Genomic DNA, 14,135 nt, shown 5'->3' with positions numbered 1-14,135 from the left:
TCTTACTTAAATGGCGTTAAGCTTAGCTCAAGCGCTACCGCTAAGCGGCCTTGGTTATCATGCCCTGCTAGTAATAAACGCTCTTTATCGTCTACTTCCCAGTGCGTAATGCCTTCTGCATATACCCAGCCATGATCCATTTTCAAACCAACTCGGTATGGGTTTGTTCCAGTTATTTTCCCACGCTCAAAGCGAATAATTGCATTTCGAATGAATGCTCCTACTGTCATCATCTTTTCATTAAAGTGTGACGCATACGCTCCATTCGTCGTTTCTAAATGAATATATACATCTTTATTTACAAAACGTTCAATTTCATTTTGAATAAGAGAACTATCTTTTACTATTTCCATCGGAATTCACCTCTTTAAACCATTTTACGCAAAAATAATGTAAATTGCTATCTCTATATTAGAGGACAACGCCCACTTTTCCTAATAATTTGCACTGTGTTTTTTATATTTTTTATCCCGCATTAACGAATAGTAAGATTCCCACCCCAAAATCCAGCGAACACACGTCAGCTAGGTGGGAAATCAACTATCCGTAAATGCCCGATTGGTGAGGGCTAATAATCAGTGGGGGATGAACAAAAACCCCCACTGATTAAAGTTTCACTTTATATGATATGTAAAAATCACATTTTTTCCTTCACATTGTTAAATAGTTTTCTTTCTTTTTTGAATTTGCTACAATATATTTTATCCCGTATTAATACAGCGAGATACATTTCGACAATTGAATACATACTTTAAAGAAGGTGACATGATTGGAACAATCAGCACATGAAGTAGCAAATTGGCAATATTATTTTACAATTGCCGTATTTTTAGTCACGTACGGTTTTATTATTTCTGAGAAATTGAATCGTGCTGTAATCGCACTATTCGGTGCTGCTATTATGATTATTTTTGGAATTGTAGATTTACATACTGCTTTCACATCGCATATTCAATGGGAAACGATTACCCTTTTAATTGGGATGATGATTCTCGTACATATTACGAGTCAATCAGGCGTATTTGAATTTGTAGCCATAAAAGCAGCAAAAGCAGCTGGCGGAAAACCAATCCGCATTTTATTATTACTATCCCTATTAACTGCTGTCGGTTCTGCATTTTTGGACAACGTAACAACCGTATTATTAATCGTACCTGTTACACTATCCATTACACGTATTTTAAAAGTAAATCCTGTTCCTTATTTAATTTCAGAAGTACTATTTTCAAATATAGGCGGAACAGCAACATTAATTGGTGACCCGCCTAACATTATGATTGGATCAGCTAATAAGCATTTAGACTTTAATGCCTTTTTACTAAACTTAGCTCCAATCGTAATCATTATTTCTATCGTTACACTTGGCATTATTTACTTCATGTATCGCAACAAACTAAAAACAACGCCTGAGCAAATCGAAAAGCTAATGGCATTAAATGAAAAAGATTATATTAAAGATCAGAGCCTCCTTTTAAAATCCATTACGATTTTAGGACTAACTATTTTAGGCTTTGTACTTCATTCTATTATTCATGTAGACGCTGCCGTTATTGCGATGACAGGTGCTACACTTCTTATGTTAATCGGTGTGAAAGAACATGATATTGAAGATGTATTTGCCCACGTTGAATGGGTAACAATTTTCTTCTTCGCTGGACTATTCGTTCTCGTTGGCGGATTAATTGATACCGGACTTATTTCTTCACTCGCAAAAGAAGTACTCGACGTAACAAATGGCGATATCGGTTTCGCTGCTATACTTATCTTATGGGTATCTGGCATCGCATCTGCGACAATTGATAACATCCCATTTGTCGCAACGATGATTCCACTTATTCAAGATTTAGCTACAGGACTCGGACTATCTGTCGATTCTCCGCAAATTGAAGTACTATGGTGGGCGTTATCACTTGGAGCTTGCCTAGGAGGCAACGGAACATTAATTGGAGCATCAGCAAACGTAGTCGTTGCTGGTATTGCAAAACGTGAAGGACATGGATTCTCTTATATGGACTTCTTAAAAATCGGCTTCCCCTTAACTATCATTGCGCTATTGTTATCACATGCTTACATTTATTTACGTTATTTAATGTAGAAATTGTAGTGTACGAAATTATATCATCAAATACAAAAGGTTTGCAGCACTATGCTACAAACCTTTTTTCATCACCAAAATATACCTATAATTGCTAATCCACCTAAAATCATACCACCAATTTGTCCGACGATTGTTGGTGATAGTTGAACACCTTTTCTCACTTCAACAACCGGTCTTTCATGCCTTAGTTGCTGCACTTCACTTTGAAGTTGGTGCACACTTCCGTGCAATTCTTTAATTAATTCTTTTAATTCAGCGACCTCTTCGTTTACTGGCTTACTTTTTTCTAAGTTCATCTCGCATAACTGCTACTAAAAATATAGACAAATGTATATTCTTAGAGTATTCCTGCCTCTATGTGTCCTGTCTCGCCACTAACTCGCTACTACAGTTTGCTGTAACACTCCACAGGCGTAAATTCCGATGTAGCCCACCGTACATATATACAATCCATTTACGTTAGTATTGTATATTTTTTTGCTTGTAAAAGGTTGATTGACGCGTTCAAATCTCTATCTATTACATTTCCACAGTCACATTCATATACTCGGTCGGATAGCTTTAAGTCTACTTTCTTTTGACCGCAACATGAGCATAACTTTGACGAGGGATAGAATGTATCTACTTGACGTAGTTCGATTCCATATTCCTCACATTTCGTCAATAACCATGTTTGAAATGTATAAAAGCACTGCTTAGCAACTGCTTTAGATAGATGTTTATTCTTCATCATACCTTTCACATTCAAATCTTCCACTGTAATAAACGTTGGCTTGGTTTTCACCACATCATTTACAACAGACTTTACATACGCTAACCGAATATTTGCTAGCCTGCCATGTAGTTTTTGCACCCTAAGAATATTTTTATCTATATTCGCTCTTTTGTTAGTAACAGATTGTTCACCTCTCTTTTTTATATTTTCAAATTTACGCGATAAAGAACGTTGCTCACGTTTTAACCGTTTTTCTATCTTTTTTACTTGTATTGTTTTGTTAATGTTTTCATGAACGATACCGTCGCTACGTATAACGAAATCCTTCACCCCTAAATCAATCCCTACACCTGTTTGATTGAGAGTTGGCTTCGTTTCTATTTCTTCCAATTCGCAAAGCACAGACACAAAATATCTTCCTGCTCTTTTACCTATCGTTCCACTTTTTACAATCGCATTTTTGGGGATATACCCATATTCTTTTAACCTCATCCAACCAATCGTTGGGACTTTTATCCTATGTCTTTCTACTGTCCAATCTGTTTTGTTGTTTTTAGGAAAATAGCATTTCACATCTTGATTCTTCTTTTTCTTATAACGCGGAAATCCAGATAAACCCTTAAAAAATCTTTTAAAAGCTTTATCTCCATTCATAATTGCCTGTTTTACCGCTTTACTAGATACCTTTTTAATCCATTGGCTACATTCTTTTGTATAGACATTGTTTAGCCATTTAGAAAAATCATATCCCCTCAAAAACTTTCCTTCTGATTCATACATCTCTTTGTTTTTGGAGAGATACAGATTGTAAACGTACCTACACACTCCAATTGTTTGATTGATTTTGATTATTTGTTCATTTGTCGGTTTTATCTCTATAAAATATGCTCTTTTCATATCTCTTTATCCCTCGACATTTTTGTATTTTCTCAATCATATATCCTACGAATACATACATGAATGATAGATAGCAAATTTTGAACAAGTTCTTCTTCTGGAGATCATTTTTCATTTTCTTTTTGTGTTTCCGTAAGCAGTTAAAAAAACTTGATTACCCCATCTTTGCAATGTTTTAACGGAAACGTTAAGCATTTCTAAAAATTCTTTCGATTTTTATTGTTTCATAATTATATTTTAATGCACATGTCTATGATTACCAGATTTTTAACTTACTGTTAAATACCCCTTATAAATCCAATCAGTGCACTGTAAATTTTCGCCAATAATCATTATATCTCCTGCATACTACATATATAATATGGAATGTACTTTTAATCTTGCAGCTCTATCCATTCATCCCGCAATATCCCCATAATCATTCGATCAAAACACTTTCCATCTCTTTGAACTGCTTCTCTCATACAACCTTCCATTTGAAAACCCATCTTTTTATATAGCGCAATGGCTGCTTTATTATAAGAAATAACATCCAGACCGACGCGGTGTAAATTCATTTCATAGAAGGCATACTTTAAAATAAGATGTATTGCTTCTTTCCCATATCCTTTTCCCCTATCTTTTGTATCTCCTATACCAATTGCTAATAAACCTGTTCTGTTATTCCACTCTATGCCATGAATTGCAACAAAACCAATTAAGCGATCATCATGAACTGTTCTTAACAGGAAAGAAATACTATTCGATCTTCGTCCCTTAAATAGTCCATCATTTGATATTTCATGTAAAGATTGCGGGCATGCTAAGTCTGTATCTACATTTCTTAAATACTCACTATCCTCTTGCCACTTAGCCATTACTTTAGTATCTGTTTCTCTAACAGCTGATAATTTAATTGTTTTATCTTGAAAAAGATTAATTGTCATCTAAAACTCCCCCTTTTTTAAATAGCGGGGACAATAATTCTAGCCTATTTATCCCCTTGTTCCATAAACTGTTTTTTTAACGGGATACTTACAATAAGCGCTGACATTGGCACATCTCCTCTATATTGAATTAACTTCATTGTATAATTTTTCATTTATTCTAACAATAGAAACAATAAAAAGACCCTCCAAATTTAGAGGGCCTTTCCTAATAGCAAAACTGTATTATTTCGTAAACATTTTCTCTGCTTCATCCATTGCCATTTTGTTACCTAAAGCAGAATAGTCAAGCCATGGTTGATCATTAATAATGTATACGTGCTTACCTTTAACAGCTTTTAAGTCTTTCCAAATTGGTGTTTCTTGCAGTTGTTTAAATGCTGCTTTCGCTTTATCGTCTCTGTTTACAACAACGAAAATAGCATCCGCATCAAAGTCAGGTAATACTTCTTGTGAAATTACTTCGAAAGGACGGTTTCCATCAATTTTCTCTACACCATTTGCAGGTTGTAATCCTAAGTCTTGGAATAGAATTGGTCCCATCGGTTTTTTCGTACTAAATACACGTAATTCTTTTGCAGTAACGCGAATTGCCATTACTTTTTCGTTATTACCTAACTCTTTATCTATTAAACTTTTTACTCGTTTTGATTGTTCTTCATAGTCTTGAATATATTTATCTGCTTCTTTCTCACGGTTTACAAGTTTACCTACTTCTTTTAAATGATCTCTCCACGTACCTTCATCTAAATTAAAAGTATGTGTTTTTGCAATTTTTTCGTATTTCGCTAAATCTTTGCCAGCATATTTTTCATCCACATAAATTTCAGATGGCTTTAATTGTAGTAATGCTTCCATATTCGGATCTGTTACAACGCCCAGTTTCTTCGTATCTTTCAGCTGTTCTTTCACGTGAGGTAAGAAATCTTTTAAATCTCCACCAATTACAGAACCTACCGGTGTAATTCCTAATGCAAGTAAGTTATTCGTTAAATGAATAGACATAGAAGCAATTTTTGGATCATTACTTTTTTCAGTTTTTTTAGTTGCCTCTTCACTATATTTCGTTTGACCACATGCTGATAATACTAAAATAAACATAATGCTAAATAAAATAGTAAGTTTCTTTTTCATATGTTCTCCTCTTTGAAGTATTTATTTTGTTTTTGTAAGTAAATAAAGAAAATATGGCGCACCTAAAGTCGCTACTACTACGCCAGCTGGAATAGAGTTTGGCTCAAATAAAGATCGCCCTATCGTATCCGCGAGTACTAAAATAATCATTCCAATTATGCCCGCTAACGGAAGGAAATGTTGATATGTACTACCTACTAACTTTCTTGCGATATGCGGAGAAACTAAGCCGATAAAGCCAATTCCCCCTGCCATTGATACACTTGCACAAGACAATCCTACCGCTGTAGCTAAAAGCAGTAACCGTTCTTTTTGAACAGATACACCAAGTCCTGCTGCTACACTATCACCTAGTGACAGTGCATTTAACGTTTTGGATTTCAGCCATGCGTACGGAGTTAGTATCAAAATCCAAGGTAATAATGCTAGGACATGAATCCAATCTCTTCCCCACACGTTACCAACTAACCACCTAGAAGCGAATGTATACGTCTCATCATTTAACTTGAGCGAGAAAAATAACGAAAGTGCACTAAAACCAGCTGAAACTGCAATACCAACAAGAATAAGTCTAATGGGAAGTAAACCTTTTGACCGATCACTCGCAAGCAAAACAATAAGAAATGCAGCTAACACTCCTCCGCCAAATGTAAATAACGGTATTAAAATCGATGCACTCTCGTTAATAGAATGAAAGAGAGTAACGAATATAATAATCCCGAAAGATGCACCTGAATGCAATCCAAGAATCCCGGGATCTGCGAGTGCATTACGAGATAATCCTTGCAAAATCGCACCGGAAACCCCAAGGCCAATACCTGCTAACATTGTGATTATAATTCTTGGCATACGATAATCGTATAGCACGGTTGCACTCTCAAAATCACCATAGCCAAAAAGCGTTTGAATTACTTTGAGCGGTGCGATGCTCAGCGTTCCCGTATTTAAGCTAATCAAAATTACAGCGATACTTATACATCCGAAAATTGTAGTTACAGTAATAGCTCTCTTTTTATCCGTGCTAAAAAGATCCTTCACTTATAACTCCCTCCCAACTTTACGTGCTATATAAAGGAAGAACGGAACTCCAACAAGAGCTACCATAATTCCTATCGCAAGTTCTTTAGGAGGATTTACTGTTCTTGCTCCTAAATCAGCTAAAACTAATAAAATAGCTCCTAATAATGCTGACATAGGAATAATAAGTTGATAATTAACACCTACTAATTTTCTAGCAATGTGCGGGATGACCAATCCTACAAATCCAATGGAACCAACAGCTGAAACAGAAACACCTGCTAGAATCACTACCGTAATCATCCCGAGTATTCTCGTTCGGTTCGTTTTTACACCTAAATTTGTAGCGACATCATCCCCCATGGATATGAGTGAAATAGATCGCCCTAGCGCTGTCGCAAAAACAATTGTTATGAGAATAATAGGCACTAAAAATTTCAAGTGTTCCCACTTAACCCCCGCAACACCACCAGCATACCAAAACGCTAAATCTTGGCTTAAGTCATAATAAATCGCGACACCTGAACTTAACGAATGTAAAAGCGCGGCCATAACTGCCCCTGCAATCGTTAACCTCATCGGCGTTAGCCCGCCTGATGTTGCTGATCCAATAATAAAAATGAGTACTGTACTTAAAACTGCTCCAATAAAGGAGACAATCATTAAATAGGAATACGGCATATGCGGGAAAAAAGCAAAGCTAAGTGCTACTACAAACATCGCACCTGCATTTATTCCAAGTACACCTGCATCAGCTAAAGGATTTCGTGTTACCCCTTGCATAACAGCTCCAGCGACTGCAAAAGCAGCTCCTACAACTGCTGCGCCAATTACCCTTGGGAGCCTTAATTCATAAATAATTTGATGCTGTGTTAATTTCGGATTATAATCAAAAACCGCTGCCCACACAGTTTGCAAATGGATATCCTTTGCACCAAATGCAACGGCTAAAAATATAGCTCCAATTAAACATATAATTGTTAAGCTCATGAAACATATGAACTTAATATGTATCCAGCGATTATTGCCAGCATGTACAGTAGACTTATGTAACATGTTTCATTTCATCCTTTATATTCAGTTCTTTTTTATTTATAATCATTATTGATAATAATTATCATTTTCATTTAGATATTATATCCCCACTTTTTTTAAATAGCAAACTTTTTTTTACTTTGTTAAACTATCAAAATACTTATTACAACTCCCTTCTAAAACTTCCAAATACATGCAAAATGACGTACTGTTTTATTTTCAAATTTGTAGTATACTAAGTTATTATTTTGATTTTTCAAATAATAATCCTGAAGGTGAAAACATGTTTTATGTAAAACAACTACTCTATTTTACTTATGAACAAGCATTATCCTGTTTGTTCCCTGTCATTATTTTTTTAACACTTGCTCTTTCAAAAATCATTTCGATTCCAGGGCTGTACCGATATGATTTCATACTCATCGTATGTCTTCTTATGCAGTGGATTATGTACAAAACAGGTCTTGAAACAAAAGATGAACTAAAAGTAATTACTGTCTTCCACCTCATCGGCCTTTTACTAGAAATATATAAAGTACATTTCGGTTCATGGAGTTATCCTGAAGAGGCGTATTCAAAAGTTTTCGGAGTTCCGCTTTACAGCGGTTTTATGTATGCGAGTGTCGCAAGTTACATATGCCAAGCGTGGAGAAGATTGCATTTACAAATGCATCATTGGCCGAAAGCTATTTTTGCAATACCTCTAGGAGCAATGATTTACTTTAATTTTTTTACACATCATTTTCTATATGACTTTAGATGGGTATTAACTTTAATTTTATTCATTGTTTTCTTTCGCACATTTGTGGAATTTTCATTACGAGGCGTTACATATAAAATGCCGCTCGTACTCTCATTTTTCCTTATCGGATTCTTTATTTGGATTGCAGAAAACATCGCTACCTTCTTCGGAGCATGGCAATATCCAAATCAACGGGAAACATGGAGCCTCGTTCACTTAAGCAAAATTAGCTCATGGTTTTTACTCGTTGTTATTAGCATTATGATTGTTACACAACTCAAACATTTGAAGCAGTCGAAAGGATAATAAAATGATACATCACATTATACTCAAATAAATATCATGCATCAAAAGATTTGAACACACTAGTTCTCTCAAACATTACAATAAGGAAAAAATCATATTGAATAAACAAAAAAACAAGTGCCTATAATTTAGGGAGTGAATCTATGATAAGCGTTCACGACAATACCATTATTTCATACCAAGTTAATCTTGAGAAAGAAGAAATTCATATACACACCCTTACTGAATCAGGAAGGAATGTAAATATAATTTTTTCTGGTGTCTTAGCACACTTTTTTGAAACTCATCTAAGTTCTAGCATTATTTCTAATATAGACGAATATCCCCTTCTAGATTTTTTTAAAGAGAATAAGAAATTATTAGAGGAACAAAAACCTTATGGTTGGCCAATATCTTATGATAATATTACAGAATTAGAGGAAACATTGGTAAAAGAGAATTATGTTTATTACAACATTTTTGCATCTTATGGTCTAAGTGGTTGGGTGTTAGCTAAGAAACTTGAGATATTAGATTCTAATTAAGTTGATATTAATCTTAAATACCCTTCCGATAACGATTTTCTAATTACAAAAAAACGAAATCCATCTGGGATTTCGTTTTTTCAAGCAATTAAATTCAAAACTACAGAGATTTCACAAGACGTTCCATCGCCTTCATTTGCCCAATATGGTCTGCTTCATGATAAAGCATCATACCGTAAAGCTCTCCAACTGTTTCCAACCCTAAAAATGGCTCTGGAAGTTTATTTTCAAATGCTTCTGCTGGAATTTCTTGAATGCGCTTCGCTTGTTCTTTTAATTGAACCGTTAACACTTCTAATGATGGCCCTTCTGTTTTCCATTTAGATGGTCTTGAACCATATCCAAACATACCTGGATATTCAGTTGGTAATTGTTTAAACTCTTTTCCAAACATGAAAACTTCTGCTGCCGTTAACACATGACCGATATGCCAGCGAATTGTATTGTTAAAGCCCTCCGGCTGCGTATCCGCAGTTTTGTCATCTAACGTTTCCATAAATTGAAGTAATGCCCCACGCGTTATTTCAAATTGTTTTAAACCAATTATTCTATTCATTTTATCGTCTCCTTTTTTATGTACAATTTATTATGAACTAAGGATGTTAAACTTATTAAAGTTTCACCTTGTTTAATCTATCAGAAACAATTAAAAAATACATCTAATATGCTTACTGAAAACAATAAAAAAGGACCACTCCTCATAAATATAGAAATACTTACTGCACAAATATTACAGTAAACAAAAGAGGAGTGTAATTACATGTTAGATGTTTTAAAACAACAATATAATCTTATTAGTTCTACAAGGGAAAATCTATTTACATTTTTGGAAGAAATTCCACAAGAAAAATTGCACAGTACGGTTCCTAATTTCGGAAGCGGTAGCATTATGAAGACGCATATTCATGTAGCCGATTGCTATCGATACTGGCTTGGAACATTCGCATTCAAGCAAAAACGGGCAGATTTTTCATTCGCTAGTGATGATGAAATTGAGCATGCAGATGTCGAGAAAATCCGTGCTAGGTTTAAGTTAGTAGATGAAGTTGTACAACGCTTTTTAGATGAATACAATGACCGTTGGCTCGAAAATATAGCAAATGAAGTGAAATGGCAAAAAGAACATTGGAGTACAACTCCACTATGGCTTTTAACTCATACAGAAACTCATGAGTTTCACCATAAAGGCCAAATTGTATCAATGGCTCGTCACCTCGGATACACGCCTCCTGATACAGATCTTAGTTAATTACTACAACTGAACTTAATGCACACAAAAATAAAGAGCACGTTTTGATTAATCTTTTTCAAAATATGCTCTTTCTCTATTTAAATAACTTAATCGTTTACTATATTACTGGTTCACCTATAACAACTGTTAATGAAATGACTCCCTCGTCACCTCAATAAATTGCTGCAGTGGCGCTGTCATCCATTTATCTTTATGCCAAGCAATTTGCGTATAGACCGGAGTGATTGTATTCTTTAAGACTAATTCCTTTATCGTTCCCTCTCGTATATCTTTTTCTACTACTATTGCTGGCAAAACTGCTATACCTAAATCTGCAATAACGCATTGTTTAATTGCCTCGACACTAACAAATTCGATCTTATTTGCTGGGTATACATCTTCCGCACGGAATAACTCTTCAAATAAAGTCCGATACGAGCAACCTAGTTCTGTTAGTAAAAGTGTTTCGCTTTCTAAATCTTTTGTAGAAACGGAAGGTTGTTCAAGTAAACGATGCGTAGGAGCAGCTACTACTTTTAATTCTTCTTTCATAAGTGGCTCCACATGTAAAACATCCTCTGTTTTACATTCGTCCAAAATAAATACAAGATCTACTTTCCCCTCCATCAATTGTTCCTTCGCATCTTTATTGGAATGTGCAGGTTTAAATATAAGCTTTATTTGGGGAAATTGTGCTTTAAATTTCTTTAATATAGATGGAAGCCTATATGTACATTGACTTTCTTGTGCACCGATTATTAACGTACCCGCTATTTCCTCATCATCTTTCACAGCCATTTTCGCTTCGTTACTGAGTGCAATCATCTTATCAGCATATAGTTGAAACTTCCTGCCTGCTTCAGTTAAGAAAAGACGTTTTCCTAATCTTTCAAATAATGGCGTACCGAGCTCAGCCTCTAACGTTTTAATTTGCGCCGTTACGCTCGATTGAGCAAAGTTTAATTTCTTCGCAGTTTGTGTAAAGTTCAAAGTCTCTGCAGCTACTTTAAATGTAATTAATTGTTTTATCTCCATTTATCATCCCTCTTTTCAATCGATATTTCCGATTGATTTTATCGAAATAATCCTCTTTGCCTATTGATATTTGTATTGTATGATAAAGAACATCGACAAACAATATAAATGGAGGTATTCCATATGAAAGCACTTTGTTTCGAAGCATTCGGAGACGCTGATGTACTACAATATAAAGAAATACATGATCCAATCATAAATCCAAATGAAGTTCTTGTTCGCATGCAAGCAATCGGTTTAAATTTCGCTGATATTTATAGACGCCGCGGCGATTATCATCTCGCTGGTAACCCGCCTTATATATTAGGTTATGAAGGCGCTGGTATTGTTGAAAAAGTAGGAGCTAACGTTACTACTATCAATCCCGGAGACCACATTGCATTTGCTGACGTTCCATTCTCAAATGCAGAATTAGTTGCCGTTCCATCTGAAAAAGCAATTACACTTCCAGACTCTATTTCTTTTGAAACGGCCGCTTCTGTCTTATTACAAGGATTAACAGCACATTATTTAACGAAAGATAGCTATCAAATAAAACAAGGCGATATAGCTTTAGTACACGCTGCAGCTGGTGGCGTTGGTCAACTTCTCGTTCAAATGATTAAACTACTGGGCGGAACAGTAATCGGTCTTACATCATCAAAAGAAAAAGCACAAGTAGCTACGTTAGCTGGTGCTGATCACGTATTTTTATATACTGAAGCATGGCCTACGAAAGTACTTGAATTAACTAATGGTGCCGGAGTAAATGTTGTGTATGAATCAGTAGGTTCTACTTTAGAAGAAAGTTTTAAAGCTACTAAAGTTGGTGGTACCGTTGTATTCTATGGAATGGCTGGCGGTAATCCCACGCCTGTAGATCCACGTATGCTTATGGATACTTCAAAAACTTTAACTGGCGGAGACCTTTGGAACGTTCTTACTACTTTTGAAGAACGCAAGCAACGCTCTACTCAATTATTTGATTGGATTACGACTGGAAAATTAAACATCGCGAATGCTACTACATTCTCTTTACAAGATGGTGCTCTTGCACATGAATTATTAGAGAGCCGTAAAAGTACTGGGAAGATTTTATTAATTCCGTAATCGTTCCACTTTAAAAAGGAAAGATAAGCATACTAAAAGAGCATCGATTCCGATGCTCTTTTAGTATGGAATGTTATTAGTTTCTTTTTATTCCAGTAATTTTCGGCTCATCATATGAAATAATGTCGATGATATGGTTCAAACAAGGAATTTGATAGTGAACGAACTGCTCTTCAGGAAATATAAATTCAGCAATTGTTCCTGTTTTAACGAAATCCAAATATCTTGATTTTGAGTAAACTCTAAAAATTCTACCTTCTGAAATTTCGTAGTCATCCATTACAGTAAACGATTCATTAGTAACGGAGTAAGCAACATACGATTCAAAATCCAATTGCACAATTAGCAGATTGTCATCAACATCAATGGATGATGCTTCTATTTCAACCTCATCTGTAATTTTCGCGAGTCCCTTAGTTTTGTTAACTTTACACCTATCAATAAGTACCCTCAGTGAATTTTCTTCAAGTTCAAACAATTTGTTTAAATATATATATCCTTTAAATTCCATCAAATCTTGAAAATCCATTATTCCCCCCCATTTTGAAAATCTAAAAGGAATCGTAATACACCCTGTTAAATTTCCACACTTTCTTTCCCTTTTGCAACATAACTCATATCCCCAACTGATTCGACTGTGTACTTCCCATCTTGATATACAATCTTCGTCACACTAGCATTTTCCACTCCAAGTTTTGTTTTACTACTGTCTAACATTTCTATTAAGGCAGTAATCAAAAGCCCATGAACGACAACTAGAACGTTGCCACCTCCATTTTTAGCAGCTTCTTCACTAATTTTATCAATCTCTGTTTTTATGCGAGTAGAAAATAATTCCCAATCTTCCGCCTGTTTCGTAGGATCTGCTGCTCTAATAAGATTAATCACTTCTTGAATAGAAAACTTCATGAGTTCTTCTGGTGATGCAACGCCCACAGCTTTTCCAACCACATCCCACATATTTTCAAGTTTTTCACCTTCAAAAATACCAAAATTTAATTCTCGTAAATTTTTCCTTTGCTCAAGTTTTAAGGTGGATTGCTCACTATATTTTAATACTAAATTAGCAGTTTCAATCGCTCGACCGCTATCACTACTATACGCATTCGCAAAATGAACATCTTTTAATCCCGTTCCTAAATTAGAGGCAACTTCCACACCTTTTTCTACTAACGGAGAGTCTGCCCAACCTTGCGCACGATGATTCGCATTTAATATTGTTTTACCGTGTCTTGTAACATATAACGTAACTACATTCTCATTGCTATCTGTTTCTCGATTCTTCATCATATTCTCTCCCTTTACATTTCTATATCAATTTTACCATCTCAATTATTCATTGAGCAAAATATACGTAAGTAGATCTGCTTAATAAAAAAAGCTATC

16 protein-coding genes are annotated in these 14,135 nt (G+C 35.1%); 5 read left to right on the top strand and 11 right to left on the bottom strand.

What is annotated here, in order from left to right; translation table 11 throughout:
• Positions 1-2: 2 nt before the first annotated feature.
• Positions 3-353, bottom strand: a complete 351-nt coding sequence (locus MHH66_RS09480; protein WP_000407039.1) for a YojF family protein — start codon at positions 351-353, stop codon at positions 3-5.
• Between the two features lie 416 nt (positions 354-769).
• Between MHH66_RS09480 and MHH66_RS09475 the strand changes: the two genes are divergently transcribed.
• Positions 770-2,095, top strand: coding sequence for an ArsB/NhaD family transporter (locus MHH66_RS09475; protein WP_078185517.1), 1,326 nt, complete (start codon positions 770-772; stop codon positions 2,093-2,095).
• A gap of 71 nt (positions 2,096-2,166) precedes the next feature.
• Here MHH66_RS09475 and MHH66_RS09470 read toward each other — a convergent pair whose 3' ends face one another.
• From MHH66_RS09470 to MHH66_RS09445, 6 genes are all read right to left on the bottom strand, one after another.
• Positions 2,167-2,394, bottom strand: a complete 228-nt coding sequence (locus MHH66_RS09470) for a hypothetical protein (protein WP_001047525.1) — start codon at positions 2,392-2,394, stop codon at positions 2,167-2,169.
• Positions 2,395-2,552: 158 nt separating this feature from the next.
• Positions 2,553-3,710: an RNA-guided endonuclease InsQ/TnpB family protein gene (locus MHH66_RS09465; RefSeq protein ID WP_078185516.1), complete on the bottom strand. Its 1,158-nt coding sequence runs from the start codon at positions 3,708-3,710 to the stop codon at positions 2,553-2,555.
• Between the two features lie 374 nt (positions 3,711-4,084).
• The gene (locus MHH66_RS09460) at positions 4,085-4,636 is read right to left on the bottom strand and encodes a GNAT family N-acetyltransferase (RefSeq protein WP_078185515.1); all 552 of its coding nucleotides are present in this window, start codon (positions 4,634-4,636) and stop codon (positions 4,085-4,087) included.
• Positions 4,637-4,861: 225 nt separating this feature from the next.
• On the bottom strand, positions 4,862-5,770 hold the full coding sequence (locus MHH66_RS09455; protein WP_078185514.1) for an iron-hydroxamate ABC transporter substrate-binding protein: 909 nt from the start codon (positions 5,768-5,770) through the stop codon (positions 4,862-4,864).
• Positions 5,771-5,791: 21 nt separating this feature from the next.
• Complete coding sequence (locus MHH66_RS09450) at positions 5,792-6,808, bottom strand: FecCD family ABC transporter permease (RefSeq protein WP_078185513.1); 1,017 nt, start codon at positions 6,806-6,808, stop codon at positions 5,792-5,794.
• Positions 6,809-7,843: a FecCD family ABC transporter permease gene (locus MHH66_RS09445; protein ID WP_063218589.1), complete on the bottom strand. Its 1,035-nt coding sequence runs from the start codon at positions 7,841-7,843 to the stop codon at positions 6,809-6,811.
• Positions 7,844-8,105: 262 nt separating this feature from the next.
• Here MHH66_RS09445 and MHH66_RS09440 point away from each other — a divergent pair, with 262 nt between their 5' ends.
• Both MHH66_RS09440 and MHH66_RS09435 read left to right on the top strand, forming a co-directional pair.
• Positions 8,106-8,870 (top strand): DUF817 domain-containing protein, encoded by a 765-nt coding sequence (locus tag MHH66_RS09440; protein WP_063218590.1) that lies wholly within the window; start codon positions 8,106-8,108, stop codon positions 8,868-8,870.
• Positions 8,871-9,013: 143 nt separating this feature from the next.
• A complete protein-coding gene (locus tag MHH66_RS09435; RefSeq protein ID WP_063218591.1) occupies positions 9,014-9,394 on the top strand; it encodes a hypothetical protein in 381 nt (126 codons plus the stop codon).
• A 100-nt stretch (positions 9,395-9,494) separates the two neighbouring features.
• Here MHH66_RS09435 and MHH66_RS09430 read toward each other — a convergent pair whose 3' ends face one another.
• Positions 9,495-9,950 carry a DinB family protein gene (locus MHH66_RS09430; RefSeq protein WP_063218592.1) on the bottom strand — a complete coding sequence of 152 codons (456 nt, stop codon included), beginning with the start codon at positions 9,948-9,950 and terminating at the stop codon, positions 9,495-9,497.
• 204 nt (positions 9,951-10,154) lie between these two features.
• Here MHH66_RS09430 and MHH66_RS09425 point away from each other — a divergent pair, with 204 nt between their 5' ends.
• Entirely contained in the window at positions 10,155-10,643 is a 489-nt protein-coding gene (locus tag MHH66_RS09425; RefSeq protein ID WP_063218593.1) for a DinB family protein, read from the top strand.
• A gap of 129 nt (positions 10,644-10,772) precedes the next feature.
• Here MHH66_RS09425 and MHH66_RS09420 read toward each other — a convergent pair whose 3' ends face one another.
• Entirely contained in the window at positions 10,773-11,660 is an 888-nt protein-coding gene (locus MHH66_RS09420) for a LysR family transcriptional regulator (protein ID WP_078185512.1), read from the bottom strand.
• A gap of 123 nt (positions 11,661-11,783) precedes the next feature.
• On the opposite strand from MHH66_RS09420, the gene MHH66_RS09415 reads away from it, so the two are divergent.
• Positions 11,784-12,749 (top strand): quinone oxidoreductase family protein, encoded by a 966-nt coding sequence (locus tag MHH66_RS09415; RefSeq protein WP_078185511.1) that lies wholly within the window; start codon positions 11,784-11,786, stop codon positions 12,747-12,749.
• Between the two features lie 76 nt (positions 12,750-12,825).
• Here MHH66_RS09415 and MHH66_RS09410 read toward each other — a convergent pair whose 3' ends face one another.
• Positions 12,826-13,278: a hypothetical protein gene (locus MHH66_RS09410; protein ID WP_078185510.1), complete on the bottom strand. Its 453-nt coding sequence runs from the start codon at positions 13,276-13,278 to the stop codon at positions 12,826-12,828.
• A 47-nt stretch (positions 13,279-13,325) separates the two neighbouring features.
• Positions 13,326-14,036 (bottom strand): histidine phosphatase family protein, encoded by a 711-nt coding sequence (locus MHH66_RS09405; protein WP_078185509.1) that lies wholly within the window; start codon positions 14,034-14,036, stop codon positions 13,326-13,328.
• Between the last annotated feature and the right edge of the window lie 99 nt (positions 14,037-14,135).

The sequence above is a fragment of the Bacillus sp. FSL H8-0492 genome (genome assembly GCF_038006145.1).
Taxonomy (GTDB): domain Bacteria; phylum Bacillota; class Bacilli; order Bacillales; family Bacillaceae_G; genus Bacillus_A; species Bacillus_A mycoides.
This window is presented reverse-complemented; position numbering and strand designations above follow the sequence as displayed.